The organism is Methylobacterium sp. HMF5984 (genome assembly GCF_045033435.1).
In the GTDB taxonomy this organism is placed as follows: domain Bacteria; phylum Pseudomonadota; class Alphaproteobacteria; order Rhizobiales; family Beijerinckiaceae; genus Methylobacterium.
Genome location: NZ_JBJFLN010000001.1, coordinates 3602552 through 3629257 on the forward strand (window position 1 = coordinate 3602552; position 26706 = coordinate 3629257).

The following is a 26706-nucleotide window of genomic DNA, read 5'->3' on the forward strand; positions in this document are numbered from 1 at the left end:
ATCCATGCAGGCCCTGTGGCGCCGGTTCGTTCCGGCCGCGACGCCGCTCAGCGTCCGCGAGCGCATCCGGTCGGCCCTCGGCGCGATGCTCGGCATTCTCGTCACCGGGGTGCTCGGCGCTTGGGCGCTGGGACCGACCACCGCCCTGCCCTTCTTGATCGCGCCGATGGGCGCCTCGGCGGTGCTCCTCTTCGCCGTGCCGGCGAGCCCTCTGGCGCAGCCGTGGTCGATCATCGGGGGAAACCTCGTCGCGGCCCTGGTCGGCGTCAGCGTCGCGACCTTCGTGCCCGATCCGGTCTCCGCGGCGGCGCTGGCCATCGCCGGCACTGTCGGCCTGATGATGGCGCTGCGCTGCGTCCACCCGCCGAGCGGCGCGGTCGCGCTCACCGCGGTCCTCGGCGGCCCGGCGATCCACGACCTCGGCTACGGCTTCGTGCTCTGGCCGGTCGGCACGAACTCGTTGCTGCTGCTGGCCTCGGCGCTGCTGTTCAACAACCTGACGGGCCGGCCCTATCCGCATCACGCGGTCGCCGCCTCGCCCGGCCGGATCGGCGCCGAGCGCGCCACCGCACCGCTCGGCTTCACCGCCGCCGACCTCGACGCGGCGCTCGAGGACTTCGACCAGCTTCTCGACGTCGGCCGGAGCGACCTCGAGGCGATCCTGCGTCAGGCGCAGATCCGCTCCTACCGCCGGCGCTCCGGGCAGACCGACTGCGCCGCGATCATGACCCGCGACGTCGTCGCCATCGCGCCCGGCGCCCCGCTGATGGATGCCCTCGCCCTGCTCCGACGCCACCACATCAAGGTCCTGCCCGTCACCGACGAGAGCGCCCGCGTGGTCGGCATCGTCACGCAGACCGACCTCCTCGACAAGGCGGCCTGGGACCGGCGCGGCCCGCGACTCGGGCTCGGGCGCCGCCTGCGCCTGACCGCATCGCGCGGGCGTGCCCCCCACGGATGCGTCGAGGACATCATGACCAGCCCGGTCGTCACCCTGCGGCCGGAAAGCCCGATCGGCGAGGTGGTTCTGCAGATGTCGGGCCTCGGCCTGCATCACCTGCCGGTGGTCGGGCCGGACGACCGCCTCGTCGGGATCGTCTCGCAGGGCGACCTCGTGGCGGCGCTGCTCACCGACGCGGAACGGCCGAGGGCCGACGCGCCGGCGCCTCGCGCACTCGCCGTCGCGCCGGCCTGATCCGCAACGACGTCAGGGCGGGCTCGGCTCGCCGAGGAAGAACGCCACCGCCTGCGCGACCACGGCCGGATCGTAGGCGTGGGGGCCGTCGTACTCGACGTAGGTGACGTCGTAGCCGGCCCGCTCCAGCTGCGCGGCGTGGCTGCGGCCGCCATGGCCGACCGCGATCTGCCCGTCCTGGGTGCCGTGCGAGACGAAGATCCGCGGCGCGCCGGCCTGGACCTGCACGCTGAGGAAGCCGGCGGACGAGGCGATGACGTGGGTGACCACGTCGCCGTTGGTCAGGCCCGACGAGAGGGCGTAGCTGCCGCCGTCCGAATGCCCCGCGAAGGCCAGCCGCGCCGGATCGAGCAGGAACCGCGAACCGACCTCGGCGAGCGCGGCTTCGAGGCGCTCGCGGTCGGGCCCGTGGCCGGCGATGACCAGGTCCCAGGTCGGGAACAGCGATTGCGGCGCCAGCAGCAGGAAGCGGCGCGTCTCCGAATGCGCCTCCAGCATCGGCAGGATCTTCTCCGCGCTGCCTCCACCGCCGTGGAACAGCACCACGAGCGGCGTCGGCCTGCGCGGGTCGATGCCACGCGGCACCCGCAGGATCGCGTCCCGCTGCGCAAACAGCCCGAGCGCGTGCCGCCCCGGCGCCAGCGGCGGCCGTGTCGGCAGCCGGTGCGCGAAGGCGATCCGGCCGATGAGGCGAGAATCGATCATCGTGTTCTCGCCGAAGAACCCGGAAGGCCGTTGACGCCGAGCCCGTCATTCCGGGGCTGCGAAGCCGAGCCCGGAATGACGGGCTCGGCGTCGATCGACGGGTTACGAGCCCCGATCTGTTCGCCTCACTTCCGCTTCACGGTGCTCTGCGGGTTGAGGCTGCCGATGTTGCCGCTCTCCGTGCCGGCGGCGGGGTCGATGACCGCGTTGATCAGGGTCGGCCGCCCCGAATCCATCGCCGTGTTGACCGCCTCGCGCAGGGCGTCCGGCGTCGTGACGTGGACGCCGACGCCGCCGAAGGCCTCCATCATCTTGTCGTAGCGCGCGTCCTTCACGAACACGGTCGGCGCCACGTCGGCGGCGCCCGAGGGGTTCACGTCGGTGCCGCGGTAGATGCCGTTGTTGTTGAACACCACGATGCAGACCGGCAGCTCGTACCGGCAGATCGTCTCGACCTCCATGCCCGAGAAGCCGAAGGCCGAGTCGCCCTCGACCGCGAGCACCGGCTTGCCGGTCTCGACGGCCGCCGCCACGGCGAAGCCCATGCCGATGCCCATGATGCCCCAGGTGCCGACGTCGAGGCGCTTGCGCGGCTGGTACATGTCGATGACGCCGCGGGCGAGGTCGAGGGTGTTGGCGCCCTCGTTGACGAGGATCGCGTCCGGCCGCTCCCTGATGATGGTGCGCAGCACGCCGAGCGCGCCGTGGAAGTCCATCGGCGTGGAGTTCTTCAGGAGGCGCTGGCCCATCTTGGCGATGTTGGCGTCCTTCTTCGCCTTGATCGTGTCGGTCCAGGCGGCGGGCGGCGCCGGCCAGCCGCCCTTCATCCCGTCGAGCAGCGCCGCGACGCAGGAGCCGATGTCGCCGACCACCGGCGCCACGATCTCGACGTTCGAGTCCATCTCGCGCGGCTCGATGTCGATCTGGATGAACTTCTTCGAGCCCGGCGCGCCCCAGGTCTTGCCCTTGCCGTGCGAGAGCAGCCAGTTCAGGCGGGCGCCGATCAGGAGCACCACGTCGGCCTCCTTCAGCACCGTCGAGCGCGCCGCGCCGGCCGACTGGGGATGGGTATCGGGCAGGAGGCCCTTGGCCATGCTCATCGGCACGTAGGGAATGCCGCTGCTCTCGACGAGCTCGCGGATCGCCGCGTCGGCCTGCGCGTAGGCGGCGCCCTTGCCCAGAATGATCAGGGGGCGCTCGGCGCCTTTCAGCACCGCGAGCGCGCGCGCGATCGCCTCCGGCGCCGGGATCTGGGCGGGAGCCGGGTCGATCACCTGCACCAGCGACTTCGCGCCGGCTTCCGCGTCTATCACCTGCGCGAACAGCTTGGCCGGCAGGTCGAGGTAGACGCCGCCGGGCCTGCCCGAGCAGGCGGCGCGGATCGCGCGCGCGACGCCGATGCCGATGTCGGCGGCGTGCAGCACGCGGAAGGCGGCCTTGCACAGGGGCTTGGCGATGGCGAGCTGGTCCATCTCCTCGTAGTCGCCCTGCTGCAGGTCGACGATCTCGCGCTCGGAGGAGCCCGAGATCAGGATCATCGGGAAGCAATTGGTGGTGGCGTTGGCGAGCGCCGTCAGGCCGTTGAGGAAGCCCGGCGCCGAGACCGTGAGGCAGATGCCCGGCTTCTTCGTCAGGAAGCCGGCGATCGCGGCCGCGTTGCCGGCATGCTGCTCGTGCCGGAACGAGATCACCCGGATGCCCTCGGCCTGGGCGAGGCGCCCGAGATCGGTGATCGGGATGCCGGGCACCCCGTAGATCGTGGTGATGCCGTTGAGCTTGAGCGCGTCGATGACGAGGTGGAAGCCGTCGGTCAGCGCCGGCTGCGTGTCGGCCTCGGCCATGTTGACGTCGGCGGTGTGCATATCGATGACTTGGGCGCGTGCGGACATCTCGGCCTCCCGAATGGATGAATGTTGGGCCGCTCCGGGGCCTCGGCCCCGGATGGCTGGTCGCAGGATCCGCGCCGCGCGCGGGTCGATCGAGCGATCGTCGAAGGGGGCGGGCCCTGAAGCGACGGACCCGCCGCCTCAGGCGATCCGGACGGGCTCGGCCTTCGGCACCGGCAGCGTGGCGTCGAGGGCGAGGTAGCGGCTCCGCATCGGCTTCAGGACGAAGATCGCCAGCGCCGCCGCGGCGAGGTTGAGGGCGACGATCATGCCGAACACCGCATACCAGCCGTACGCCGCGGCGATCAGGCTGCCGAACGGCACCAGGAACGAGGCGGTGCCCTTCGCGGTGTAGAGCAGCCCGGCATTGCTGGTGGCGAACTTCGAGCCGAACGTGTCGCCGCAGGTGGCAGGGAACAGCGAGTAGATCTCGCCGAACACGCCGAAGTAGAGGGCGGTCGCCAGCACGAACACCGCCGGGGTGGTGCCGTAGCTCAGGAGCAGCAGCACCGCGACCGCGGCGGTCGAGAAGGCGATGAACATCGTATTCTCGCGTCCGATCTGGTCGGAGACCCAGCCGAAAAACGGCCGGCCGAACCCGTCGAAGATCCGGTCGAGCGAGATCGCCAGGGTGAGCGTCGCCATGGTCAGGCCGAGCATGCTCACCGGCACGTCGGCGACGTGGAAGTCGTGGGCGATCGGGGCGATCTGCGCCGCCGCCATCAGGCCGCCGGCCGCGACCATCACGAACATCGCGTACATCACCCAGAACACCGGGGTGCGCACGGTCTCGCTTGGGGTGCGGTCGACCTGGCTCTGCGGCAGGTTGTGGCGCCGGCGCTGGATCGGCCCGGCATGCCTCGGCTTGCGCAGGAAGATCGAGAGGAACACCACCACCGCGCCTTGGATCAGGCCGAAGGTGAGGAACGCGCTCTGGTAGCCGCTCGAGGCGATCATCTTCGCGATCGGCACGACGGTGATCGCGGCGCCCGCGCCGAACCCGGCGGCGGTGGCGCCGGCGGCCAAGCCCCGGCGATCCGGGAACCACTTCAGCGCGTTGCCGACGCAGGTGCCGTAGACCGACCCGGCGCCGATGCCGCCGACCACCGCGCCGAGATACAGCACCGGCAGCGATCCCGCGTAGGCGTTGATCACCCAAGCCAGGGCGATCATCACGCCGCCGAAGGCGACGACGACCTTGGGGCCGTAATTGTCGACGAACCAGGCCTCGACCGGCACGAGCCAGGTCTCGGTGGCGACGAAGACGGTGAAGGCGAGCTGGATCGAGGCCCGGCCCCAATGGTGGTCCGCGTCGATCGGGTCGACGAACAGCGTCCAGCCGTATTGAAGGTTGGCGATCATCGCCATGCAGAGCACGCCGAAGGCGAGCTGCCACCATTTCGCCGCAGGGGCGTCCTGACGTTCCATCCCGGTCTCCTCCGCCTGCGACTCTCTGTTCGCGTGTCTGCATCATGCATCGATTCAGCAGGTATGCAATATACCAGACCTGAAGAGGCCTGCGAAACGTATTATCCTGCCGCTTTCTGTCATTCGGCCCCGACGCCGCTCCGCGCAAGGCGGTTGAAATGCCAGGCGCGATTGCGCCTTGGCGATGTAGGGGCCGCACACGGCCGGCTCACGCGGAGACCGCTTTGCGGCCGTCTCCCGCGGACGCTCCGGCCGGCCGTCGTTCGATCGTGATCGGATCGCGCCTGCGCCGCCGCGATGCGCGCTGGCTCGACCGGCCCGCCGCGTGCGAGAGCATGCGGCGACGCCTTCCGAGATGCCGATGCCCTGCGCCCTCCTCCGATTGTCCGCGTGACCGATCCCGCACCTGCGTCGCGCAAGCGCGACCCGCGCGTTGACGTCCTGCGCGGCCTCGCCCTGCTGATCATCTTCATCGACCACATCCCGAACAACGCGCCGGCGCTGATCACGCCGCACAATCTCGGCTTCTCGGATGCCGCGGAGCTGTTCGTTCTGTTTGCGGGCTACTCGGCGACGGTGGCCTATGGCGGCCTGTTCCGGCGGGCGGGCGTGCCGGAGACCCTGAAGCGGATCGCGATGCGGTGCCTGCGCATCTACGTGTTCCAGGCCGGCCTGCTGCTCGCCACCCTGCTGATCGTGCGCGCCTGGATGGACGCGACCGGCCTCGTCCCGCGCTTCGGGGTCGCGCCGCTGCTGCAGATGGGGTTGTGGTCCGGCCTGTGGCGCGGGCTCCTGCTCAACGCCCTGCCGAACTACCTCGACATCCTGCCGCTCTACATCGTGCTGCTGGCGGCGTTTCCACTCTACTATGCCGGCATCCGCCGCAGCGTCTGGGCGGTGCTGAGCCTGTCGGGCCTGGTCTGGGTGCTGGCCAACCTCGACCCGGCCCTCAACCTGCCGAACGCGGCGGCCGACGACGGCTGGTACTTCAACCCGTTCGCCTGGCAGTTCCTGTTCGCGATCGGGATGGCGCTCGCCGTGATGATCGCGGCCGGCGACGGACTGCTGCCGCGCCGCGCCTGGCTCACGGCGGCGTGCTGGGCCTATCTCGCCGTCTCGCTGTTCCAGGCCGTCCCCTGGGACGTCTTCGGCCTGCCGGATATGAGGCCGTTCGAAATGGCGGTGCCGGACAAGGCCCGGGTCTCGCCGCTGCGGCTCCTGCACATCCTCGCGCTGATCTACCTCCTGTTCGGCTCTCCCGTGCTCCACCGCCTCGCGACGAGCCCGCGCCTGCGGCCGCTCGAATGGTGCGGGCGCCATTCGCTCGAAGTGTTCGCGCTGGGCTGCCTCGCGGCGCTGATCGGGCGGATCAGCTACCGCACCTTCGGGCCGAGCTGGCCGCTGCAGGTGGGCGTCAACCTCGGCGGCCTCGCGGCGATGATCGCGCTGGCGTGGTTCCTCAACCGCCGGGCGCGCCTCAGCGCCGCCCCATGACCACCCGCAGCTTGTCGGCCAGATCCTCGCGGCCGTAGGGCTTGTTGAGCAGGGGCAGGTCGGCCGGCAGGCCGTCCTCGCCGAACGCGGACGCCGTGTAGCCGGAGGCGAGCAACACGCGCAGGTCCGGCCGGAGGCGACGCGCTGCGACGGAGAGCTGTACCCCGTTCATGCCGCCCGGCATCACCACGTCGGAGAACAGGATGTCGACCCGCTCCGGCCCCTGCAGGCGGGCGAGCGCTTCGGCGGCACGGGTCGCGGTCAGGGTGCGGTAGCCGAGCTCGCTCAGGCTCTCGACCGCCATGTCGAGCACCGCCGGCTCGTCCTCGACCACGAGGATCACCTCGCCGTCGGTCGCTCGGCGCAGCGGCATCGGGCCCTCGGGGCGGGCCGCTGCGGGCTGCTCCTTCGAATGCGGCAGGTAGATCGACACGGTCGTGCCCGTGCCGACCTCGCTCTGCAGCACGACCTGCCCGCCGCCCTGGCGTGCGAACCCGTAGACCTGGCTCAGCCCGAGGCCGGTGCCCTTGCCGACTTCCTTCGTGGTGAAGAACGGCTCGAAGGCGCGCGAAGCGGTGCCGGCCTCCATGCCCAGGCCGGTGTCGCTGACCGCGACGTGGACGTAGTGCCCGGGCGCGAGTTCCGGCGGCGCGGCACCCGGCTCGCCCGTCGCGGTCAGGTTCTCGGTCCGGATCAGAAGGCGGCCGCCGGACGGCATCGCATCGCGGGCGTTGACCGCGAGGTTGAGGATCGCGCTCTCGAACTGGCCGGGGTCAAGCCGCACCGGATCGAGCGCGGGGTCGAGGTCGAATTCGACGGCGACGGTCTCGCCGACGGCGCGCTGCAGCAGGGTGTGGAAATCCTTCAGCAGGCGGTTCGGGTTGACCGTCTCGGGCCGCAGCACCTGCCGGCGCGAGAAGGACAGCAGCTTCTCGGTCACCTCGGCACCGCGCCGCGCCGCGGTCATCGCCGAGCCGGCGAGGCGCTCGACCCGCTGCGCGTCGCCCGGGCGCCGGACGATCATGTCGAGGTTGCCGATGACGATGGTCAGCAGGTTGTTGAAGTCGTGCGCGATGCCGCCGGTGAGCTGGCCGATCGCCTCCATCTTCTGAGCCTGATACAGGCGTTCGTCCGCGTCCTGGCGGGCGGTGACGTCGACGACGATTCCGGCGAGGCCGGTCGCCCGGCCGGCCTCGTCCCGCGCCGCCCGGCCCTTGAGCTCGATCCAGCGCGTCGCGCCGTCGCCGGCGCGCAGGATGCGGCATTGCAGGTCGAGCGATCCGGTGGCGGCGACGGCGGCGAAGGCCGCCTCCGCGACGTCGCGATCCTCGCGGACGACGTGGGCGAGGGTCGTCGCGACGTCCCAGCGCGGCTGCAGGGCGTCGTATCCGAAGATCGCATCATGGCGCAGGCTCCGGCGGGAGGCGCCGGCGGCGAGGTCGAACTCCCAGTCGCCCATGTCGGCGGCGTCCAGCGCGATGGCAAGGTGGTCGCGTGCGGCCTGGAGGTCGGCGCGCTGGCGCTCGCGCGCCTCGGCGATGCGCTCGGCGTGGCCGTAGAGCAGATCGACCTTGCGCAGGTAGGCACACAGGACGACGACGCCCGATATCAGCGCCTCGATCCGCCCGGCGAACCAACCGACGGTGCCGCGCGCCGCGCCCGTCTGCGTCACGAGGTTGTCGAGGAGCAGCAGGAACAGCGAGACCGCGAGCCAGAGCTGGAGCAGGCTGCGCAGGCGCGTCGTCCAGCAGAGGATCGCCAGCGAGGCCAGGGTGAGCGCGACGACCGCCGGCCCGACGCCGGAGGTGGTCAGCGCCCAGTAGTCGTCGCCGACGACCGTCGTCGGCAGCCGATCGACATGGGCGACCACGAGGTAGCTCAGGCCGGCTACCGCCGCCGCGACGCCGATCGCCGTGGCGATCCCGGCACGCGCGGATCGGTCGGGTGCGATCAGCCTCGTACGGCCGTCGCCCTCCATGATCGCGTAGGGGAGCGCGAACAGCGGCGGCCCGAGATGCCACAGGGTCCAGAGCCACGTCGTCGTCGCCGGGCTCGAGCCGAGGATGCGGTCGGCACCGAACACGTTCGGAAAGCTGAGAAGCTGAACCGCGACGATCAGCGTCACGTAGAGGCTGCCTGCCGAGAGCACCAGCAGCGGCACCGAGCGGGTGCGGCCGTACTGCGCGAAGAACAGCACGGTGGTCACCGCGTAGACGACGACGAGCGCGGACTGATAGCTCGCCACGAAGCCCGGCATCGGGGCCATCGGGCGGCCTGCGACGGGGAGCAGCGCGAAGGTCAGCGCGGTGAAGGCTGCGCAGGCGAGGCCGGCGAACCGGCGCTGCCCCGCCCCCGGTGCCGCTGTGGCGAGGGTCCTCAGGTCGGTGGGGCGCGGTGCGTCGTTCACGATGGTCTCCGACCGCGCGACACCAGTGGTGATGCCGAGCGGTCAAGGTTGTGGCAGATTTCCACAACCTAAGATACCCGCCTTGAAGCTCGGCGAAGTCGTTCGGCGTCGAACGATGCGGCGACGTCAGTGCTTCGGGCGTCGAAGAGCGAGAAGGATCTTACGCGTCGCGCGCCGCTCGGCCTGAATCTGCGCGACCAGGGTCTCGGCACTTGGGACGCCCATCGCCGTGGCCATGCGGGCCAGCGCGCCGCGCGACGGCGCCGACCCGTCCGCGCCGACCAGCCGCTGCCAATGATGCACCGTGTCGAACAGCCGATAGGCGTCGGCGAGCCGGGTTGCGGTGTCGATGGGGAGGATCCCGCGGGCGCCGGCCCGCTCCAGCACCGCGTCGGCGGTGGCGCCGACCAGATCGGGATCGGCCTGCGCGTGGCCGAGCACGAGGGCCTGGGCCAGGAACTCGAGATCGAGCAGGGCGCCCGGCGCCAGCTTCAGGTCGAGCGGCCCGCGATGGCCCTTCTCGCGGGCGACCAGCCCGCGCATGTCGCGCACCGCCGCGCACACCGCGGTCGCGTCGCGCGGCCGCGCCACGGTCTCGCGGATGCGCGCCGCAATCTCGCCGCCGAGGCCGGCATCGCCCGCGATCACGCGTGCCCGGGTCAGCACCATGTGCTCCCAGATCTCGGCTTCGTCCTGGTGATAGGCGACGAAGCCCCGCACCTGCACCGCGGTCGGGCTGTGCTCGCCGCCCGGCCGCAGGCGCAGGTCGACGGCGTAGAGGCCGCCGCGCCGGGTCTGGACGGTCAGCGCCGCGTAGAGCCGCTGGGCGAGGCGGTTGTAGGCCACCACCGCGTCGATCGCCTTCGGGCCCGTGGTGGTGCGGTCCTCGGGGTCGAAATCGTAGACGACGATGAGGTCGAGGTCGGATTCCGCCGTGAGCTGGCGCGAGCCGAGGCGGCCGACGGCGAGGATCGCGCAGCGCCCCTGCGGCACCGTGCCGTATTCCGCCGCGAACCCGCGCTCGACCGCCGCGAGGCTGGCGGCGACCGCGGCTTCGGCGATCCCGGAATAGGCCTCGCCGGCCTGGGCCGCCGACAGGATGCCCGAAAGCAGCCGCGCTCCGGTGACGAAGCGCAGCTGCCGGGCCGCGTCGCGGCTGCGGTCGAGGAAGGTCTCGTGGTCCCCCGGGCTGCCGACCAGCGCCCGGTACTGCGCGGCGATCGCCCCCGCATCGGTGGTCGGCAGGACGAAGTCGGGATCGAGCACCGCGTCGAGCACGTGCGGGCCGCTCCCGACGGTCGCCGCGAGGCGCGGCGCGGTGCCGAGGATGTCAGCGAACAGCAGGCGCAGGCGTTCGTGCGCGAGCAGGATCGTCAGCAGCTCGGCCGCGTCCGGCATCCTTCCGAAGGCGTGGTCGAGGGTGTTCAGCGCCGCGTCCGGCTCCGCCGTGCCGCCGAGCGCCTGGACCAGGCTCGGCAGCAGCTCGGTCAGGACGGCGCGCGCGCGCGCGGTGCGCACCGCAGGGCGCCGGCCGAAATGCCAGCCGCGCACGGTCTCGATCGTGCGCGCCGGCTCGGCGAAGCCGAGCGACGAAAGCGTGGCCAGCGTCGCGGGATCGTCCTCGCTGCCGCTGAAGACGAGGTCGCCGACCTCGGCCGAGAGGCTCGGCGCGGTCTCGAACAGCAGCACGTAATGGGCCTGGACACGGCCGGCATGGTGCAGGAGCGCCGCCTCGAACGCCGCGCGCGTGGCGAAGCCGCAGAAGCGTGCGAAGGCGGTGAGATCGTCCTGCTCGAGCGGCAGGCGCTGCGTCTGCTCATCGCGACGCATCTGCAGGCGATGCTCGATCGTGCGCAGGAACGCGTAGGCCGCGCGCAATTCGTCCCGCGCGGCCCCGGTGATCCAGCCGGCGTCGGTGAGGCGGCCCAGCATCGGCACCGTCCGGCTGCCGCGCAGTTCCGGGCGCCGCCCGCCGAAGACCAGCTGCTGCGTCTGGACGAAAAACTCGATCTCGCGAATGCCGCCGCGGCCGAGCTTGATGTCGTGGCCGCCGACGGCGAGGGCCTCGTGCCCGCGCACAACGTGGATCTGGCGCTTCATCGCGTGGATGTCGGCGATGGCGGCGAAGTCGAAGTATTTGCGCCAGATGAACGGCGTCAGCTCGGCCAGGAAGCGCGCGCCGGCCTCGCGATCGCCGGCGATCGGCCGAGCCTTGATGAAGGCGGCCCGTTCCCAGTTCTGGCCGAGCGACTGATAGTAGTCGAAGGCGAAATCGGTGGAGAGCGCCACCGCGGTCGAGCCGGGATCGGGCCGCAGCCGGTAATCGACCCGGTGGACGTAGCCCTCGGCGGTGCGCTCCTCCAACAGCTTGGCGATGCCCTGCGCGACCTTGGCGAAGAAGGGCTTCGCCTCGACGCCGTCGGCGAGCGGCGCGCGGGCGGCGTCGAAGAACACGATCAGGTCGATGTCGCTGGAATAGTTGAGTTCGCCCCCGCCGAGCTTGCCCAGGCCGAGGACGACGAGCCCCGAACCGGCCTGCGGGTCGCCCGGGTCGGGCGGATGCAGCTTCCCCGCCCCGGCCGCCTGGAGCAGGAGCGCGTCGGCCGCGGCGCCGACGGACGCGTCGGCGAAGTCCGACAGGGCCTTCGTCACCGTCGGGAGGTCCCAGAGCCCGCCGAGATCGGCCAGCGCGACGAGCAGCGCATGCTCCGCCCGGTTCCACCGGAGCGCTCGCCCGATCGCGACGAGGTCCGGCTTCGTGCCGCCCGCGCGCCCGGCGGCGCGCTGGCGCGCCGTGATCGCCGCATCGGACGCTTCCGGGGCCTTCTCGACCAGGGCGACGAAGCGCTCCGGCGCCTGTGCGATCAGCCGCCACAGGAACGGGGAATGGTCGGCGATCCCGAGGAGCAGCGCCCGCAGGGGCGGCGTGAGGAACCCCGCCGGGAATGCGCCTTCGACGTCGCCGAGCCGGGCGGCGGCGGTGTCCGGATCGTGGAGCGCCGGGGCCGCCCCGAGGCGGTCGCGCAACGGGTCGAGGGCTGGCATGGGGTTCGACCCGTCCGTGGCCGGGATGGGGGAGGTTGCCGGTGCGGTCCTCCGATCGGGCGACACGCTACCCGATCGCCGCGCCTTTGGGGATGCGCATGCCGCGTCTCGGCGCAACGGCAACGGCGGCTTTCCCGGGCCGACGCCCTAATCCATCAGCGCGAGGGTGCGCAGCACCGCCATGCCGACGAGCTCGGCATCGATCTCGCCGGCCTCCGTCCGGGGCAGGACCGCGACGGCCTCGACGATGTTTCCCGAAAGCGGCCCGACCACGACCTTGAGCACGGCGCCGGCCGGCGCGTCGGGATCCTCGACCAGGGCGACGACGTGGCCGGCGGCCTCGCCGTAGACCCGAAGCGGCTGATAGGCCGCCTCGTCGGACTCCGCGTCGACGGGATGCGGCTGGCGGCCGAAGGTGGGACGAATCACGTTGCTCATGCGTCGAGTCCCTCGCACGCGGTGGGGCCGGGCATCCGCTCCGTCGGACCGAGGTTCGGGTCGCAGCTTCGGCCGGACGAGGATAACGCCGTCCGCCGGATCGCGCATCAGCGCGCTTGCCAGGACGTGTCGTCCCCGGTCGACGCGACGGCCCGGACAGAAAAAAGGCCGCCCCGAAAGGAGCGGCCCGAAGTCTAGGGAGGAAACGCCCAAGATGGGCAGCAGGACTGCGACGCCATCGCTATCCCGCAACGCACCAATAGTGCGTTGCGACGCACCATGCAAGCGTCGGACGTTCCGTACCGATGACGGAGCGCAGCGTTCCCCCCGCTTCGGAACGCGGCGTCAGGAACCGCCCTGTCGATCGTCGTCGAGCTGCCGCATCAATTCGGCCAGGCGTGGATCGAGCGCTTCGTCGATCACCGGCTCGTAGAGCGCCTGGAGATGGCGCCCGAGGCGCTGGCGCGTCAGCGCGTCGAGGGTCGGCGGCGCGTCCGGCTTGGCGACGATGGTCTGGGCTTGGCGGTTCGTTTCGAGCATGAGCCTTACATTGGCGCCGGGGCGGACATGGCAACCGTCCTGCGGTCGAACCCTGTCGTCCGGCCCGGGGATGCGGCGACGACGACGCCCGGAAAGCGGAACGGCGCGGACCCTGGGGGGCCGCGCCGTTCCTGTCTCGCAAATCGAAGGGTCGTGGGCCTTAGCGGTCGCCGACGCCCGACAGCAGCTTCTCGATCTGGCCGAGGCCGCTCTCGCGGGCCTTCGCCTCGCTCGGCAGGCTCCGGTCGGAGCGCTGGGTCAGCTTGCCATTCTTGCGGATGGCCCACTGATACGAGCCGCCGTCGGCCTTCGGGGGAATGATCTCCAGGGAGTACGGATGGATGTTCGTTGATGTATCGCTCATGCGCCGATTATGCCACGGACAGGGAGCCAGACCAAGTCCGGTCTGAAACATCGGCTCGAGATGCCGCATCGGGCGATCCGCCGCGCGACGTGTCCGCCGCGCCGATGCCGCCGGCGGGCATCGGCGCGGGACGCCCGCGGGGAGCGCAAGACGTCTGCGACGACGCTCGCGAGAGCGGCCTTCAACGCCGTGGCCCGAGCCGAAGCCGGGCCTGACCGGTCGTCATCGGTGCGGCCTACTGCGCCTTCTCGTGCTCGCCGAGGCCGACGGCCCTGTAATCGTAGGTCGGGTAGAACTCGGTCCGGTAGGCGCCCCAGGCGGTATCCTCCAGCACGCGGTTGATCTCGCGGGTCCGGTTCGCCGGCAGGCGCAGGACGATGACCTGGCCGATGCCCATCACGACGTTCCACGACACCACCTCGATGCCGGGCGGCGGGAAGGCCTTGTAGAACCCCTGCCGGGTGAGCTGCGCGTTCAGCTCGGCCAGCGGCCGCGACTGGTCGTGCTTCAGGAAGACCGTGAGCAGGATCGCGTTGTCGGGCGTCGCCGCCGCGGAGCCGGACGGCGGCGCCGCGACGGTCTGAGCCTGGGCGCGGGGCATGCCCGCGACCGGGAGGACGATCATCGCCAGGGCCGCGAGCGATCGGATCGCAAAGGGTGGGCGTCGCATCGCATCGTCCTCCTGCGGCCTTCGTCCGACGCATGGGGCGCCAGGTCCGAACATGGGCCGCGATGCCGAAAGCCCCGAGCCGGCCTCATGGATCCGCGTGGGCGGGTTTGGCCGGCGCGGCATTCCAGCTCGTCGCCTCGATGCGCGCCGTGCCCCAGCCGGTGCCGACGGCGATCGAGAGCGGCAGCAGCAGCCCGGCTTCCGTGATCGGGGCCAGGCGCACGCGCATGTCGTCGTTCTCCGACATCCGGCGCACTGACGAACCCTTGGCGCGGTGGCCCGCCACCGGGATCCAGCGGATCCGGCACTCGAGCGCGGGCCCGCGGTAGGGCCCGGCGGCGACCTGGACCACCGTGCCGCGCGACAGCGCGATGTCGGCGCGGGCGGCGCCGTCGAAGACCGGGATGCGCCGATCGCACATGGCGGGGACCAGCGGGCCGGGGCCGACCTGCACCGCCAGCATGCCGATCGGATCGGTGACGTTGGTCGTGTCGGCGGCGGTGACCGGGACGCGATCGGGTTTCGGCTGCGGCTCGGGCTCGACCTCCGCCTTGCGGACGGTGCCGGCATCGAACGTCACCAGCACGCGCACCGGTGCGGTGCCGTAGCGGCTGTCGATCCGAAAGGTGCTCGGCACCGCCCCGGCCGGCGACAGGCGCCCGCTCGACCGCGCCGTGCCGTCGCCCTGGAAGAACCAGCCGGCGAGACCGGTGAGGCGCCCGGTGAGGCCGATCGCGTAGCGCTCGGGGGTGAGGTCGGCCGTGAGATCCGCGGTGCCGACGCCGAGATTGAGGAAGCTGAGGCCGTACTTCACGACGACGTGCCGAGATCCGTCCCCGCGCGGCGCCGCGGACGCCGCCGGCACGAGGGCGACCATCGCCACGAGCACCGCAGAGAACGTCGACGGCGGGGCCGACGGACGTGATCGCTTCGGGAAACGCACGCTCCTCACCCCGTGCCCTCGCATGCCGGACATCCTCGTGTCGCCGAAGCCTAGGGCAACCCCGTCGACCGGTCGAGAAGCGGTGCCAGCCATCGAAGAGCGACTTGAGCGACCTCGCAGCGATGCCGCCGAGGATAGGCCGGTGGTCGACCTGCCGAATCCCCCGGGTTTCGGATGAACCGCGTCTGCTTCCGTCCGTTGCCGTGCGACCTCTCATAAAATGGACGGCCCGATGACACGCTCGACGATCGCACTCGCCTCCGCGCTCGGAGTTCTCCTAAGCGGTCCCGCCTCGGCGCAGATCGTCACGGGCGGCGCCGGCAATACCGGCGTCACCGCCCCTCCCGGCACCGGCGGTGTTGGCGGCGGAGCGCGCGACCTCGGCCCGAGCCCGATCACCCGCGGCAACGAGGCCAACCCGAGCAACTCGTCCGTGCCCGGTACCACCCCGAGCGTGAACATCGGCGGGACGCCGACCAGCGGACCGCCCGGCACCGGCGGTGCGGCCGGCGGCCCGTCCCTCGGCCGGTGAGGCCGGCGACCTGCAAGGGTCGCATGGCTTCGTTGTCCGCGCCGCACGCACCGCCTGTCGCTTTGGTGTTGCGGCGCACACGACGCGGCGCGATGATCACCGTCGTTCGCCGCCATCCCGGTCGGCGAGCACCGCGCGACGCGGCCCCGGCGAGACTCCGGCGTGCCCTCCGCCCACGGTGACGGCCCCAGGCCATCTGGGGCATCTCACGTCTCGCTGCAGACCCCCATCCATGAGCACCACGCTTCGTATCGCGTTGACGACGCTCGTCGTCGGCACGGATGTCTTCGTCCTGCGTGCAGGGCCGGGCGACCGGCTCGGCGCCGCGGAGGCCGGGCGCATCGCGGCCCGCCAGTTCCAGGATGCCGACTGGCCGGCGGCCGAGACCGCCTGGGCCGCGACGGCCCTGAACGGCGCTGGCCCGTTCGCGGCAATCCTGTCCCTGGCCCTGATCGCCGCGATCTGGTGCGTCGGACGGCGCGGGGCCGGATATGCCGGGCTCGCGGTCGCGGGCTTGCTGGTCGAGGCGCAGCCCGAGCCGGCGCAGGCCTACTACGACACCCGCGACTACCCGGAATTCGTCGAGGTCCTGCCGAACCAGACCGCCTTCCTCATCCCCGAGGTCGGCGAATCGAAGTCCGGCCAGGCGGCCTTCATGTCCGAGCAGTTCCTGAACGAGCGCAAGGTCGCGATGAAGCGGGTCCAGATCCCGCACACGCTGATCCGCAATCCCGGCTGGGCCTACGACTACTACGTGCCCGCCGCGCGGCTGATGCTCGTCGACCGGTCGCCGGTCTCGCGCGAATGGGTGAGCTCGACCGATCGCGGCACCTCGGCCAAGGACCAGGGCATCCGCTTCGAGACCGCGGAATCGGTGACCCTGCGCACCGGCGTCGTCGTCTCGGCCTTCGTGAAGGAGGAGGATGCGAGCAAGTTCGTCTACTGGTTCGGCGCGCGTGCCACCGGCGGCAACGCGAGCGACCCGCAGGTGAACTTCGCGAGCGTGATCCAGGGCAAGTCGCTGGCCGAGGTGGTCGACGAGAACGTCCACCGCACCGTCCAGGCGGCGATGGCCAAGGAGTTCGGCCGCCGCACCACCGACGAGGCGATCCACGGCAAGGCCGCGATCATCGAGGCCGTCGAGAAGGAGGTCCGGCGCGTCTACGAGCCGATGGGGATCACGGTGACGACGCTCGGCTACGCCGAGGGTCTGACCTTTGACAACCCCGAGATCCAGAAGGCGATCGACCTGACCTTCGTGGCGATGAAGAACGCCCAGTCGGCTCAGGCGCAGATGCAGACGCTGCCGATCCAGGAGAAGATCCTCGACATGAAGATCCGCGAGATGGATGCGGAAAGCCGCCAGACCCTCGCCGGCCGCTGGAACGGCTCGGCCGCCAACGTCCTGCCCGCCCTGCCGAGCTGGGTCGTGCTGCCTGCCGGCTGGCTCGACGCGCTGAAGACCTGGCTCCAGCCGGGTCAGCCGGCGCCGGCCGGGCACTGACCGTCGGCCGCCGGTGCGTGGATGCGGCGCGCCGGCGGACTGTTCGCGAAGGGCGTGGATCGGTGCGGAAGGCCTAAACGTCGGCCCCTTGCGTCTCACGGATCATGCGGTCGACCAGCGCTTCGCGCTTCCCCTGACGGATCAGGATGCGCGCGGCGGCTCGGGCGTTGGCCGCCCGCACCTCCGCATTCGGCGCGCCGTCGCGAAGCGCGCGCGCGGCGAGCTTTCGGAACCAGCGCACGTTGGCGATGACCGTCGATCGGCGGCTCAAGGGGCCGCCGACATCGAGGAGCCGTTCCGTCGTTGATGAGGACATCGTTTCGATCCCGGATCGCGGGCCCCCGCTTGTCCGTGAGTGAGACAAGAAATGGCGAACGCACCAAGTTTCGGCAAGAGCGATGCCGTCGATGATGTGCCGAATTTAGATATCGGAGCTTCGGCCGACCGGAAAGCGACTGCGGCGTCCGGCCCGGCGTCAGAGTTCGGCCGTGGTCCGACAAGGCTTCCGAAGCACAGTGCGGGCCCTCGCCGAGCCGGAATGACCCTCTGCGAAGATCGTTGCGCGACGTCGGGCCAAGCGCGTTCGGGCGCGTCGGCGATACCGTTTTACGGTTTCGGACGACCCGAGCTTCAAGCGGTCGACCCGCTCGCAGGGTCGCGGCACGACGGAACGAAGCGGTGCGACCGCACTTCTCCGAGGGACTTCCCGCTGCTTGAGGTGAACGCCATGGACGACGACCGGGTCTGGTCTTTCGAGAAGAGCCTCTGGGACGGCAGTCCCGACCATTATCGCGAGCTCGTCGACGAGGAGTGCCTCATGGTGCTGCCGCACCCGCCCTTCGTGCTCAGCGGCACCCAGGCGATCGAGGCCGTCGCTCATACGCCGCGATGGACCGAGGTCGCGTTCTCGAAGGGCCAGATCGCCCGGCCGCAGGAGGGCATCATCGTGGTCGCCTACCACGTCGAGGCCGCGCGCGACGACGAGGCGTATCAGGCGAACTGCACCTCGACCTATCGACGCGTGTCGCACGAGGTCTGGCGCGTGATCCAGCACCAGCAGACGCCGCCGCTCGTCCTGCCGAGCGCCGTCGAGAAGACCGGCTGATCGGGTCCGTCCCACCGAAAGCGCCGATGCCGTCACGCTGCCGGAGGCCTCGCGGCCTCGACGGGACGGCGTGGCGGCGTCGCTTCGCCGATCGGACCTTATGGCATGGCGAACCCAGCGGCTCGCGCCGATCCGCGTTCGGGACAGGTTGCGAGTTCGCGTCGTCGGGTCCAGCCGCGCCTGGCGGCCTACGGACGCCGAGCCTTATCCTCGGCCTCCGTTCCCGGCCGGTCCATCGGGCCCGCGCCCGGCTTGGTCTCCCCGGTGACGGTGTCCTGGGGCGTGATCGCCGCGCCGTTCGGCTTCGGTTTTCCCTGCGGCATCCGCTGGGCCTGGGTGTCGGTGGTGTCGTCGGTCATGCGGACACGGTCCTTCAGATCTCGGTTTCGCGGCGGACGACCGCGGCCTCGCCGGTGCCCTTCTGGGCCAGGCCGACCTCGGCATCCTCTCCCGGCACCGGGAGCGGCTCGGAACTGGTCGCGTCGGTCAGGCCTTCCTCCGGCTTCCGGGCGGCTGGCGCATCACGCGTTTCCCCAGCGTCGGCGGGACGGCCGGCGTCGTAGGTGGTGTTCGCGAGATCTTCGGTGTTGGCGACCTGATCGGGCATGGGGGACTCTCCGGTTCGGAAGAGCAACGTCCTGTGATCGGTCGCGGTTCTCGCAAGCGCGTCGCGATGTTCCGAGCGGCGCCGGCGGCATGATCCGCGGTGCCGTTCGCGTCCGAGCCGGGGAGCCTCGACGGGTCGTCCTCGGTCAGGTCACCTCGTCCGCCGCATTGGCCCGCGAGCCCGGCGCGGCAAAATCCGCAGCACCGATCCGAACGCGGTCGCTCGGCTCGGACAGGCGCTCATAGGTCTGCTTCGCGGTTCCCTCGATCACGGCACGATGCGACTCGAAGAAGTCGACCGGCCCGAGCTTGGTCGCGCCGAACTCGGCATGCATCACGTCGACCGGGATCTCGACGTGGATCACCCGCCCACCCTCGATCATGGCGAAGGCCACAATGTTCGGATCGGTGGCGGAAAGGTGCGCATCCTGATCGGAATGCTTTTCCAAGGCCATGGGACGGTATCCGGCTCGCGCCGGCGGATCGCCGTCGCTCAAGCACACGCACCTAGCGTTCGATCACCGCCGAACCAGGGCCCTGAATGCGTGGGTCCGATCCAGCATGGGACGCGCGCGGCGGGACCTTGCCCCGTCGCGCGCGCCCCAAGTCCTTCGGTCAGAAGCCGACAATCACGCTGGCCGTCCCGATGACGGTCGCAACGAGGCCGAAAGCGAAGGCCCCGATCATCGCGTAGCTGAACAGCTTCAGTTTCATGCTTGGCATCCTTACCGGTTGTGGCGAAGCGATCCGCCGGCGGTGCAGCCGCACCGCGATCTGCGTCGATCCAGAGATGGCGATCCGACCTCGGCCGTGACGTGCCGGTGCGCACGCTGCGTCGCAACACGTCGCGGTGCACCATCCGGAGCAAGGTCGGTGCCAGGATGATTGCAGGAGACGCCGCCGGCGGAGCGTTGCCCGCCGTGATCCAGCGTGACCGGGGTGCAACAGCCTTCCGAAAAACCGCGAGGCCGAAGCCTGCACGCGGTAAGCCACGGTCATGCCTTGCGGATGAGTACGCACACACGGCACGATTGAATGTTTGGCAATGTTAACAACCTATGATTTACGTGCTCAGGTTGGGAGGCAAGCATGCAACCGTCGGAATGCTGCATCTTTCGGATCGTGCTGGCGTCGGCCGTCGGGCTCGCGATCACGACTCTGCTGCTCTGGAAATACTCGCCGGTCCTGGCCATCGTATCGGCACCGGTCGGAGGGTCGATGGCGGCCATCATGGCGATGATCGTGTTCCAGGCGGCCCGGCCCTTCGTCTCGTCCGAGCCGATGGGCGTCAATCCGCACAGCGACTATTTCGCCCGGAAGATCGACTTCCTGTAGCGTCGCCCTCGCGCGGAAGACGCGTCGCGGTCGACGCGAAAGGGCCCCTTCATCGGATCGCCTGCCGTGCCGCCCGGTGCCGGACGTGGCCGTGTGCGGCCGCTGACCGCTTGCCGATCCGACGCGCGCGGACGATGCGCTGCGATGCCGTCGCGAACCGCTCGCTGGGCTCTGTACGGACCTGCCGCATGCTACGGACGTTCTGCACGTCGTCGTAGGGCCCGCGGCCCGTGCGCGCCCGATAGGCCGCGCCCGCGAAATCGCCGGGCGTCGGCGGCGTGCCGGGTTGCGAGAAGCTCGTCTCCGGCCTGTAGGCCGGCCCCCACCCGATCTCGTCGTCGCCGGCCGGATCCTTGCCCGGAAAGCCGGTGACGTAGCCCGTGCTCTGCGCCGCGGCAGGCCATGCCGGCCCCAGTAGGCAGGCGACGCAGCCGAGGACGCAGATCGCCTTGTTCGGTGAAAACGGCACCCGGAACCTCCTTCGTCGCGACATGCCGGGCAGGCCTGCCCATGCCACCCATGGTCGCGAGGCCAACCGTCCGTTCGCCACCCGGTTCGGAGCCTGTGGTCAGGTGCCGCGGAGGTCGCGGTCGCGAGCCTGACCTCACGCAGACGGTCGCCCCGACGGTCGCGACCGCTCGATCGGCCGGGCCGTCGCCCGTCACCGGGTGCGACCGACGTTTCGTGGTCATGCCGAGGCTCACGCCGCGATCGCCTGCTCGACGGCATCGCAGGTCGCGCCGAGCCCGTCTTCGTGCGCGACCCGCTGCGCGGCCTCGCGGCAGGCGTCCGCCACGGTCGGGGAGGTCAGGAGCCGATCCATGACGCGCGCGCCGCGTGACGGCGTGAACCGGCGACGGCTCAGCGTCGCCCCCACGCCGAGCTTCCTCAGGCGGGCGGCTTCGTCGAAGTGATCGAACGCCACCGGAACGACGAGTTGCGGGATGCCGGCGGTGAGCGCCTGCGCCACGGTGCCGATGCCGCCGTGATGGACCAGGGCGGCACAGTGCGGCAGCAGCGCGCTGAACGGCGCGTAGGCCACGTGCCGGATCTCCGGCGGCAGGGTGTCGGAGACCTGATCGGCCTGCGGCGCCAGCAGGATGCCGCGGCGGCCCATGCGCCGACACAGAGCGGTCGCGGTGCGGAAGAACGCCCGACCCTGGCGCATTCCCGAGCCGTAGGTGAAGGCGATGGGCGGCGCGCCCGCGTCGAGGAAGGCCGCCACCTCCGGGTCGAGCCCGTCCCGGTCACCGAAGCGATCCGAGAGCGGAAAGCCGACCTGCACGGCCTGCTCGGGCCAATCGGGCTGCGGCTCGGCGAACCAGTCCGGGCAGGTGAGCACCATCCGCGTCGGGCTGTTCCACCAGTGGCGCAGCCGGCGGACCGGCGGCAGGCCGAGGGTCGCCCGAAACGCGTTCAGGCCGGGCAGCACCGCCGGGTCGACGACGTAGCGATCCCCGCCCCGCCCGAGCCAATGCCGGGTGCGCGACGGCAGGAGGTGCGCCAGCGGCAGGCCCGGAAGCACGGGGGCGTCGCGGCGGCTCTCGATCAGGAACGGCGCGACGTGGAGCGTCACCAGGGGCAGGCCGAGCTTGTCCTGCGCGACGCGGGCGCCGAGGCTGTTGGGGGAGGCCACGACGACACCGCCTTCGGCCGACCACCGTGTGCGCAGCCAGTCGAACACCGGCTCGGTCGCCGAGGACAGGGTCCGCAGAAGCGGTGCGACCCCGCGCCGCGGATGCCAGAGATCCGGGTGCCGGATGGTGCGCTCGTAATCCGCCTGCGTGCCGAGAGCGTGGAAATCGACCCCGGCCCGTTTCGCCAGCCCGCCGAACGGCGCCGGCGCCGCCAGGGCGACGGCATGACCGCGCCGCTTGAGGGCGGAGGCGAGCGCAAGGAACGGCAGAACGTCGCCGTGTGAGCCGAGCGTAACGAGATGCACCTGCATTGCGCTCTATTACGATAAATTCCGGCCTTTGACTTCAACAAACTTAAGAATGCGCATATGACATAAGTCATAGGCCGGATTTCCTAGTATAATGCGTTCGTACTAGTTGCCGCGGTCAAGCTTCTTCTCGCCTGCACGATCGGGCCGTGGCACCCCAACCCGGCAAACGCCTATGTCGTAAGGGTCTCGCGCAGGACGCGAACCCGGACCTGCTCGCCTCGCGAAGCACGTCGCGACGGAGCGCGAGCATGTCCGAACTCAAATGGTGACCGTCGTCCTGACCGGCGCATCGAGCGGTATCGCCCATGCGGCCGCTGGGGCGTTCATGGCGCGCGCGGGCTGCGTCGTTCCGGCCGCGCGCCGTATCGGTGGGCCCGATGCCACGCGGTCATGAGTTCCGGGTCGGCAACGACGAGGTGGTCGCGATCCCGACCGACGCGACCGATCCCGAGGCGGTGGCGGCCATCGCCGCCGAGCCCCTTGCGGCCGTTCGGTCGGATCGACGTCCGGGTCGGCAAGGTCGGCGCGGGCGCGTTCGGGCCGCTTCTCGACACGGCACTCGACCTGCAGAGGCGGGTTGTTGCGATCGACCTGATCGATGCGATCCACGGCGCCTGCGCGGTGCCGCACGTCCTGAAGTTTCGCGCTGCACCCGCGCTGCAAGGTGCCGGTCGCCTGGCGGACGCGCCGGCACTCCCAAAGCAAGAAATTAAGTGCGGGTTGCGGGTCTCGCGCTCGCCGTGGCCGGACCTCAGCGGGCTATGTGACAACACCACCACGCGCCGAAACCGACGGCACCGGCACGAACGGCGGCCGACACGCGAGGATGCGTTCTCCACCGACCGCATCGGTCCGGGGCTGGCGGTGCCGGCCGCCTGCGGCACCGCCCGCCTCGAAGGCGGCCCTGTGGGACATCGAACCCGAGAGGTCGCGGGCGGCCGTGCGGCTGCTAGCTTTCGGCGTGCAGGCTCTTGATGAAGCGCCGCGCGATCTCGCGCACCGCCTCGTCGTCGCGGGCCTCGCCGTGGGCCTTGTCCCACAGGTGGTCGAGGCTGCCGTCGAGCTCGTCGAGGAGCTCCGGATGGCGCTGCGCGACGAAGCGGATCGTGCCGAACAGCAGGTGCTCGACCGCCATCTCGCGGCGGCGGGCGTCGATGATCGCGTCGGACGCTGGGGCGGATGTCGGATCGGTCATGGCGCATCAACGGCCGCCATCCGGGTTCGGTTCGCACGCTCGCGCTGCTCCGAGTGCCGCAGCCCGATCATGGTCCGGCGTACGGCGGGCCGGCGGCTCAGGTGAGCCAGCGTTCGTCGATGTCGGTCGCGTTCCACGCCGCCATCGGCTGGCTGGCATCGCCCTCGGCGAACACGACCACGTCGTCGGGCCCGACATCGTGGACCGCGAACCAATCCCAGCGGCGGTGGATCACCCGGGGACCGCCGAAGATCCGGACGGCGTTCCAGTAGCGATCGTCCTTGAAGCCGACGTAGTGGACGCAGCGCGGCGATCGGTCCGACGTCTCAGGCATCCGGACGATCGAGCGGCAGGCCGCCTTGGACGTGGTGACGGCTGGCTTCGGGAAAGCGCATCGGTGGAGGATAAGCGCCGGGATCGCCTTGTCGAGGCAACTGGTTGTCGCGCGAAGGCGCTCGCGCGTGATGACGCTTCGCCTCGTCGGCCCCGATCCGGTTCGGCTCGACGGCACGGAGCGACCTGCGGATGACGGTCGACGCCGGCGGCACGCGGCCTACGGCGTCGCGGCTCCGTCAGCCGCCCCGCAGGTGTGATCCATCAGGTCCTCGGCGCTCGCCCGCGGCGCCCGATAGGCCAGCACGTAGTAGCCGGGATCCGGATCGCCGGCCGGGGTCGTGACCGCCGCGAGGCTGGTCTGCCGCAGGTCCCGACGCCCCGGCAGGCGGACGAGCGCTGCGAACGGGTTGAAGCGTTCCGCCTCGGCAGCCGTCACCCGCAGGGCGAGGTAGCGGTCGCCTGCGAGGGGAACCGGGAACGGCGCCCAGGTGGCGCGGATGCCGTGGCCGTGCGTCCGCAGGGCGGCCAGCACCCGCGGCTTGATGCAGTCGAGATGGATGTGCAGCTGGTCCTGGCTTCGGCCCCGGGCCGAGTTCACCGCGAGGCCGACCTCCTCCACCGGCACGCGGCCCTTCAGCGGGGCGGATGCGAAGCGCCGGGCCGCGAGGGCGGCGCGCCAGTAGGCGATCCCCCGCGCCCCGCGCAGCACCGGCGCCTCGAGCCCGGCGACCGTGTCCGTCGGCATCACGACGACGTGGGTCGGCTCGCCCGGCGCGCGCAGCACCGCCGTCCCAGGCCGGTCCTTGTCGCCGAGATCGACGTCGAGGCAGGGAAAGGTCCGGTCGGCGAGCCTCTTGGCGAGGACGCAGGTCTTCAGCGCCGCCCAGAGCACGTCCCGGCTCGGATCGCCGGCGGCGCGGGCGGCCGCGGGAAGCGCGGCGAGAACGATCGCGGTCGGCACGATCCAGCGCATGACGTCCCTCCCGGATCCCCGACGCGCCGTCCGCCCGAGGCGGCCGCGATCACCCCCGCCGCGTCGCATCGGCGATCGCGCCTTGCAGCACGGCTTTCGAGCACCCTGCGGGCATGAAAAAACCCGCCACGTCGAGACTGGGCGGGTTGAAGAAATGGTAGCGGGAGAGGGACTCGAACCCCCGACACGAGGATTATGATTCCTCTGCTCTAACCAGCTGAGCTACCCCGCCCCAGCCCGCGGCCGTCTGCTCGGGCAGGCGGCCGGTTCGGAGATCGGCGGTATAGGGAACGGCGGCTTGCGGTGTCAACGCCCTGTTTCGGGATGGAGCCCGGGTTTTTTCGGGACCGGTTTGCGTCGCTTCCGCCGGGCCGCAACGGATCGGGCCGGGGCGGCTTATCGCACTGCGTGTCGTTCGAATGCCGGAACCCAGCGAGGGCCGTTTCCTTGTCAGACTTCCCATCCCAAGCGGCGCGGCCCTCCCGCCGCCATGCCGACCTCGGCGGCGACTTCTTCGACGTGGTCGAGGCCGCGCGCTTTCCCGAGACCATCCTGCGCGTCCGCAACCAGCCCTGGGCCGCGCGCGTCGGCCTCGACGGGCTGTCGGACGCCGAGTGGATCGCGCGGTTCGGCCGGTTCGAGCCCCTGCTCGGCTCGTTCCCGGCGCCGCTGGCCCTGCGCTATCACGGCCATCAGTTCCGCTCGTACAATCCCGATCTCGGCGACGGGCGCGGCTTCCTCTTTGCGCAGCTGCACGACCTGCGCGACGGGCGCCTGCTCGATCTCGCCACCAAGGGCAGCGGCACGACGCCGTGGTCGCGGGCCGGCGACGGGCGCCTGACCTTGAAGGGGGGCGTGCGCGAGGTGCTGGCCACCGCGCTCCTCGAAGCGCAGGGCGTGAACACCTCCAAGAGCTTCAGCCTGATCGAGACCGGCGAGGCTTTGGAGCGCGGCGACGAGCCCTCCCCCACCCGCTCGGCCGTGCTGGTGCGCCTGAGCCACGGCCACATCCGCATCGGCAGCTTCCAGCGCTTCCTGGCGCTCGACGAGCCGGGCAACGTCGCGCGGCTGCTCGATCACACGATCACCACCCACATGCCCGATCTCTGGCGCGAGTCGGTGGCCGAGCGGGCCGTCGCGTTCCTCGGCGAGGTCACGCGGCGGGTCGCGCGGATGGGCGCGCAATGGGCGGCGGCCGGCTTCGTCCACGGCGTGCTCAACACCGACAACATCAACGTCACCGGCGAGAGCTTCGATTACGGCCCGTGGCGCTGGCTGCCGGCCTACGACCCGAACTTCACGGCGGCCTACTTCGACACGCAAGGACTCTACAGCTTCGGCCGGCAGCCGGAGGCGCTGTACTGGAACCTCGCCCGGCTGGCGGATTGCCTGCTGACGCTGGCGCCGCAGGCGGATCTCGAAGCCGCGCTCAAGGGCTTCGGCCCGGCCCTACAGGAGGGGTTCGCGGACGCGTTGCTCGCGCGGCTCGGGCTCGCTGAGGCGGGCGAGGAGGCGACCGATCGCCTGGTCGGGGCGTTCTGGCGCTTCCTGGCCGAGAGCGGCGCCCCGTTCGAGCAGACGTTCTTCGACTGGTACGGCGGGACGGCCAGCGCGGACCGTGCCGCGGCGAGCCCGTCCGCCGCGCTCTATGCCGGCGAGAGCTTTGCGCCGGTGCGCGCGGCCCTGCAGGGCATGGCGCCCGCCGCCGGGGCGAACCTCGCCCACCCCTACTTCGCGCAGGCGCGGCCGTGCACGCTGCTGATCGACGAGGTCGAGGCGCTCTGGGCGCCGATCGCGTCGTCCGACGACTGGTCGGCGCTCTCGGACAAGCTCGCGGCGATCGCGCGCATGGCGGAGGCCTACGGCACTGCGCCGCTGCCCGTCGGATAGGGGCTCAGCGCTCCTCCTCCTCGCGCCGGCGCGCCTCGGCATGCCCGGCGCTGATGCCGAGGTCGACCATCACGCGGGTGATGCGCAGGCCGAGCCAGAACAGCAGGGCGCAGACGGCGACCGCGGCGGCGATCTTGAGTGGGCTCACGGGCGAAGGTCTCGCGACG

General features: G+C 71.1%; 28 protein-coding genes and 1 tRNA gene. 8 read left to right on the forward strand and 21 right to left on the reverse strand.

Annotation, left to right across the window (positions count from 1 at the left end; all coding sequences use genetic code 11):
• Positions 1-4: 4 nt before the first annotated feature.
• The gene (locus tag ACFZ8E_RS17440) at positions 5-1195 is read left to right on the forward strand and encodes an HPP family protein (protein WP_405043343.1); all 1191 of its coding nucleotides are present in this window, start codon (positions 5-7) and stop codon (positions 1193-1195) included.
• Between the two features lie 12 nt (positions 1196-1207).
• On the opposite strand, the gene ACFZ8E_RS17445 is transcribed toward ACFZ8E_RS17440, so the two are convergent.
• From ACFZ8E_RS17445 to oxlT, 3 genes are all read right to left on the reverse strand, one after another.
• Entirely contained in the window at positions 1208-1900 is a 693-nt protein-coding gene (locus ACFZ8E_RS17445; RefSeq protein ID WP_405043344.1) for an alpha/beta hydrolase, read from the reverse strand.
• Positions 1901-2025: 125 nt separating this feature from the next.
• Entirely contained in the window at positions 2026-3789 is a 1764-nt protein-coding gene (gene oxc, locus ACFZ8E_RS17450) for an oxalyl-CoA decarboxylase (RefSeq protein WP_405043345.1), read from the reverse strand.
• Between the two features lie 138 nt (positions 3790-3927).
• Positions 3928-5214: an oxalate/formate MFS antiporter gene (gene oxlT / locus ACFZ8E_RS17455; RefSeq protein WP_147726225.1), complete on the reverse strand. Its 1287-nt coding sequence runs from the start codon at positions 5212-5214 to the stop codon at positions 3928-3930.
• A gap of 390 nt (positions 5215-5604) precedes the next feature.
• Here oxlT and ACFZ8E_RS17460 point away from each other — a divergent pair, with 390 nt between their 5' ends.
• Positions 5605-6708, forward strand: coding sequence for an OpgC family protein (locus ACFZ8E_RS17460; protein ID WP_405043346.1), 1104 nt, complete (start codon positions 5605-5607; stop codon positions 6706-6708).
• Here ACFZ8E_RS17460 and ACFZ8E_RS17465 read toward each other — a convergent pair.
• The 7 genes from ACFZ8E_RS17465 to ACFZ8E_RS17495 form a co-directional block, all read right to left on the reverse strand.
• Positions 6692-9115 carry an MASE4 domain-containing protein gene (locus ACFZ8E_RS17465; RefSeq protein WP_405043347.1) on the reverse strand — a complete coding sequence of 808 codons (2424 nt, stop codon included), beginning with the start codon at positions 9113-9115 and terminating at the stop codon, positions 6692-6694. The genes ACFZ8E_RS17460 and ACFZ8E_RS17465 overlap by 17 nt on opposite strands.
• A 126-nt stretch (positions 9116-9241) precedes the next feature.
• A complete protein-coding gene (locus ACFZ8E_RS17470; RefSeq protein WP_405043348.1) occupies positions 9242-12160 on the reverse strand; it encodes a bifunctional [glutamine synthetase] adenylyltransferase/[glutamine synthetase]-adenylyl-L-tyrosine phosphorylase in 2919 nt (972 codons plus the stop codon).
• A 147-nt stretch (positions 12161-12307) separates the two neighbouring features.
• Positions 12308-12598 carry a hypothetical protein gene (locus ACFZ8E_RS17475; RefSeq protein WP_147726733.1) on the reverse strand — a complete coding sequence of 97 codons (291 nt, stop codon included), beginning with the start codon at positions 12596-12598 and terminating at the stop codon, positions 12308-12310.
• Between the two features lie 345 nt (positions 12599-12943).
• Positions 12944-13138, reverse strand: coding sequence for a hypothetical protein (locus ACFZ8E_RS17480; protein WP_147726735.1), 195 nt, complete (start codon positions 13136-13138; stop codon positions 12944-12946).
• Positions 13139-13298: 160 nt separating this feature from the next.
• Complete coding sequence (locus tag ACFZ8E_RS17485) at positions 13299-13502, reverse strand: hypothetical protein (RefSeq protein WP_147726737.1); 204 nt, start codon at positions 13500-13502, stop codon at positions 13299-13301.
• A 235-nt stretch (positions 13503-13737) separates the two neighbouring features.
• Positions 13738-14172: a hypothetical protein gene (locus tag ACFZ8E_RS17490; protein ID WP_405043349.1), complete on the reverse strand. Its 435-nt coding sequence runs from the start codon at positions 14170-14172 to the stop codon at positions 13738-13740.
• Positions 14173-14257: 85 nt separating this feature from the next.
• On the reverse strand, positions 14258-15049 hold the full coding sequence (locus tag ACFZ8E_RS17495) for a DUF3108 domain-containing protein (RefSeq protein ID WP_243949319.1): 792 nt from the start codon (positions 15047-15049) through the stop codon (positions 14258-14260).
• A gap of 298 nt (positions 15050-15347) precedes the next feature.
• Here ACFZ8E_RS17495 and ACFZ8E_RS17500 point away from each other — a divergent pair, with 298 nt between their 5' ends.
• Together ACFZ8E_RS17500 and ACFZ8E_RS17505 are read left to right on the forward strand one after the other, a co-directional pair.
• A complete protein-coding gene (locus tag ACFZ8E_RS17500) occupies positions 15348-15647 on the forward strand; it encodes a hypothetical protein (RefSeq protein ID WP_147726742.1) in 300 nt (99 codons plus the stop codon).
• 232 nt (positions 15648-15879) lie between these two features.
• Positions 15880-17151 carry a hypothetical protein gene (locus ACFZ8E_RS17505; RefSeq protein WP_405043350.1) on the forward strand — a complete coding sequence of 424 codons (1272 nt, stop codon included), beginning with the start codon at positions 15880-15882 and terminating at the stop codon, positions 17149-17151.
• Between the two features lie 73 nt (positions 17152-17224).
• On the opposite strand, the gene ACFZ8E_RS17510 is transcribed toward ACFZ8E_RS17505, so the two are convergent.
• Positions 17225-17467, reverse strand: coding sequence for a hypothetical protein (locus ACFZ8E_RS17510; protein WP_147726746.1), 243 nt, complete (start codon positions 17465-17467; stop codon positions 17225-17227).
• Between the two features lie 411 nt (positions 17468-17878).
• Between ACFZ8E_RS17510 and ACFZ8E_RS17515 the strand changes: the two genes are divergently transcribed.
• Positions 17879-18256 (forward strand): DUF4440 domain-containing protein, encoded by a 378-nt coding sequence (locus tag ACFZ8E_RS17515; protein ID WP_147841012.1) that lies wholly within the window; start codon positions 17879-17881, stop codon positions 18254-18256.
• 188 nt (positions 18257-18444) lie between these two features.
• Here the strand turns inward: ACFZ8E_RS17515 and ACFZ8E_RS17520 are convergent, their stop codons facing one another.
• The 3 genes from ACFZ8E_RS17520 to ACFZ8E_RS17530 all read right to left on the reverse strand — a co-directional run bounded on the left by ACFZ8E_RS17520 (position 18445) and on the right by ACFZ8E_RS17530 (position 19359).
• Positions 18445-18615, reverse strand: a complete 171-nt coding sequence (locus tag ACFZ8E_RS17520; protein WP_187275350.1) for a hypothetical protein — start codon at positions 18613-18615, stop codon at positions 18445-18447.
• A 14-nt stretch (positions 18616-18629) separates the two neighbouring features.
• Positions 18630-18863: a hypothetical protein gene (locus tag ACFZ8E_RS17525; RefSeq protein ID WP_147841013.1), complete on the reverse strand. Its 234-nt coding sequence runs from the start codon at positions 18861-18863 to the stop codon at positions 18630-18632.
• A 145-nt stretch (positions 18864-19008) separates the two neighbouring features.
• Positions 19009-19359 carry a hypothetical protein gene (locus ACFZ8E_RS17530; RefSeq protein WP_405043351.1) on the reverse strand — a complete coding sequence of 117 codons (351 nt, stop codon included), beginning with the start codon at positions 19357-19359 and terminating at the stop codon, positions 19009-19011.
• 592 nt (positions 19360-19951) lie between these two features.
• Here ACFZ8E_RS17530 and ACFZ8E_RS17535 point away from each other — a divergent pair.
• Positions 19952-20197 (forward strand): hypothetical protein, encoded by a 246-nt coding sequence (locus ACFZ8E_RS17535; protein ID WP_147726754.1) that lies wholly within the window; start codon positions 19952-19954, stop codon positions 20195-20197.
• A gap of 49 nt (positions 20198-20246) precedes the next feature.
• Here ACFZ8E_RS17535 and ACFZ8E_RS17540 read toward each other — a convergent pair whose 3' ends face one another.
• Positions 20247-20666 carry a hypothetical protein gene (locus tag ACFZ8E_RS17540; protein ID WP_243949321.1) on the reverse strand — a complete coding sequence of 140 codons (420 nt, stop codon included), beginning with the start codon at positions 20664-20666 and terminating at the stop codon, positions 20247-20249.
• 231 nt (positions 20667-20897) lie between these two features.
• Complete coding sequence (locus tag ACFZ8E_RS17545; RefSeq protein ID WP_405043353.1) at positions 20898-22145, reverse strand: glycosyltransferase; 1248 nt, start codon at positions 22143-22145, stop codon at positions 20898-20900.
• A 480-nt stretch (positions 22146-22625) separates the two neighbouring features.
• Between ACFZ8E_RS17545 and ACFZ8E_RS17550 the strand changes: the two genes are divergently transcribed.
• On the forward strand, positions 22626-23120 hold the full coding sequence (locus tag ACFZ8E_RS17550; protein ID WP_405043354.1) for a hypothetical protein: 495 nt from the start codon (positions 22626-22628) through the stop codon (positions 23118-23120).
• Here ACFZ8E_RS17550 and ACFZ8E_RS17555 read toward each other — a convergent pair.
• The 4 genes from ACFZ8E_RS17555 to ACFZ8E_RS17570 all read right to left on the reverse strand — a co-directional run bounded on the left by ACFZ8E_RS17555 (position 23095) and on the right by ACFZ8E_RS17570 (position 24881).
• Positions 23095-23340: a hypothetical protein gene (locus ACFZ8E_RS17555; protein WP_187274660.1), complete on the reverse strand. Its 246-nt coding sequence runs from the start codon at positions 23338-23340 to the stop codon at positions 23095-23097. The two genes, ACFZ8E_RS17550 and ACFZ8E_RS17555, sit on opposite strands and share 26 nt — an antisense overlap.
• Before the next feature lie 97 nt (positions 23341-23437).
• A complete protein-coding gene (locus ACFZ8E_RS17560; protein WP_147726758.1) occupies positions 23438-23674 on the reverse strand; it encodes a hypothetical protein in 237 nt (78 codons plus the stop codon).
• 219 nt (positions 23675-23893) lie between these two features.
• On the reverse strand, positions 23894-24649 hold the full coding sequence (locus ACFZ8E_RS17565; RefSeq protein ID WP_243937991.1) for a CDP-diacylglycerol diphosphatase: 756 nt from the start codon (positions 24647-24649) through the stop codon (positions 23894-23896).
• A 155-nt stretch (positions 24650-24804) separates the two neighbouring features.
• A tRNA-Met gene (locus ACFZ8E_RS17570) sits at positions 24805-24881 on the reverse strand.
• Positions 24882-25096: 215 nt separating this feature from the next.
• Between ACFZ8E_RS17570 and ACFZ8E_RS17575 the strand changes: the two genes are divergently transcribed.
• Complete coding sequence (locus tag ACFZ8E_RS17575; RefSeq protein ID WP_405043355.1) at positions 25097-26539, forward strand: protein adenylyltransferase SelO; 1443 nt, start codon at positions 25097-25099, stop codon at positions 26537-26539.
• A gap of 4 nt (positions 26540-26543) precedes the next feature.
• On the opposite strand, the gene ACFZ8E_RS17580 is transcribed toward ACFZ8E_RS17575, so the two are convergent.
• A complete protein-coding gene (locus ACFZ8E_RS17580) occupies positions 26544-26687 on the reverse strand; it encodes a hypothetical protein (RefSeq protein WP_405043356.1) in 144 nt (47 codons plus the stop codon).
• Positions 26688-26706: the final 19 nt, after the last annotated feature.

What these genes read in the sequence shown, in the direction of transcription:
- ACFZ8E_RS17440 (WP_405043343.1), top strand. Translation starts at nt 5, where the DNA reads ATGCAGGCCCTGTGGCGCCGGTTCGTTCCGGCCGCGACGCCGCTCAGC.
- ACFZ8E_RS17445 (WP_405043344.1), bottom strand. Translation starts at nt 1,900, where the DNA reads ATGATCGATTCTCGCCTCATCGGCCGGATCGCCTTCGCGCACCGGCTG.
- oxc (WP_405043345.1), bottom strand. Translation starts at nt 3,789, where the DNA reads ATGTCCGCACGCGCCCAAGTCATCGATATGCACACCGCCGACGTCAAC.
- oxlT (WP_147726225.1), bottom strand. Translation starts at nt 5,214, where the DNA reads ATGGAACGTCAGGACGCCCCTGCGGCGAAATGGTGGCAGCTCGCCTTC.
- ACFZ8E_RS17470 (WP_405043348.1), bottom strand. Translation starts at nt 12,160, where the DNA reads ATGCCAGCCCTCGACCCGTTGCGCGACCGCCTCGGGGCGGCCCCGGCG.
- ACFZ8E_RS17475 (WP_147726733.1), bottom strand. Translation starts at nt 12,598, where the DNA reads ATGAGCAACGTGATTCGTCCCACCTTCGGCCGCCAGCCGCATCCCGTC.
- ACFZ8E_RS17480 (WP_147726735.1), bottom strand. Translation starts at nt 13,138, where the DNA reads ATGCTCGAAACGAACCGCCAAGCCCAGACCATCGTCGCCAAGCCGGAC.
- ACFZ8E_RS17485 (WP_147726737.1), bottom strand. Translation starts at nt 13,502, where the DNA reads ATGAGCGATACATCAACGAACATCCATCCGTACTCCCTGGAGATCATT.
- ACFZ8E_RS17490 (WP_405043349.1), bottom strand. Translation starts at nt 14,172, where the DNA reads ATGCGACGCCCACCCTTTGCGATCCGATCGCTCGCGGCCCTGGCGATG.
- ACFZ8E_RS17495 (WP_243949319.1), bottom strand. Translation starts at nt 15,049, where the DNA reads ATGGTCGCCCTCGTGCCGGCGGCGTCCGCGGCGCCGCGCGGGGACGGA.
- ACFZ8E_RS17500 (WP_147726742.1), top strand. Translation starts at nt 15,348, where the DNA reads ATGACACGCTCGACGATCGCACTCGCCTCCGCGCTCGGAGTTCTCCTA.
- ACFZ8E_RS17505 (WP_405043350.1), top strand. Translation starts at nt 15,880, where the DNA reads ATGAGCACCACGCTTCGTATCGCGTTGACGACGCTCGTCGTCGGCACG.
- ACFZ8E_RS17510 (WP_147726746.1), bottom strand. Translation starts at nt 17,467, where the DNA reads ATGTCCTCATCAACGACGGAACGGCTCCTCGATGTCGGCGGCCCCTTG.
- ACFZ8E_RS17515 (WP_147841012.1), top strand. Translation starts at nt 17,879, where the DNA reads ATGGACGACGACCGGGTCTGGTCTTTCGAGAAGAGCCTCTGGGACGGC.
- ACFZ8E_RS17520 (WP_187275350.1), bottom strand. Translation starts at nt 18,615, where the DNA reads ATGACCGACGACACCACCGACACCCAGGCCCAGCGGATGCCGCAGGGA.
- ACFZ8E_RS17525 (WP_147841013.1), bottom strand. Translation starts at nt 18,863, where the DNA reads ATGCCCGATCAGGTCGCCAACACCGAAGATCTCGCGAACACCACCTAC.
- ACFZ8E_RS17535 (WP_147726754.1), top strand. Translation starts at nt 19,952, where the DNA reads ATGCAACCGTCGGAATGCTGCATCTTTCGGATCGTGCTGGCGTCGGCC.
- ACFZ8E_RS17545 (WP_405043353.1), bottom strand. Translation starts at nt 22,145, where the DNA reads ATGCAGGTGCATCTCGTTACGCTCGGCTCACACGGCGACGTTCTGCCG.
- ACFZ8E_RS17555 (WP_187274660.1), bottom strand. Translation starts at nt 23,340, where the DNA reads ATGACCGATCCGACATCCGCCCCAGCGTCCGACGCGATCATCGACGCC.
- ACFZ8E_RS17560 (WP_147726758.1), bottom strand. Translation starts at nt 23,674, where the DNA reads ATGCCTGAGACGTCGGACCGATCGCCGCGCTGCGTCCACTACGTCGGC.
- ACFZ8E_RS17565 (WP_243937991.1), bottom strand. Translation starts at nt 24,649, where the DNA reads ATGCGCTGGATCGTGCCGACCGCGATCGTTCTCGCCGCGCTTCCCGCG.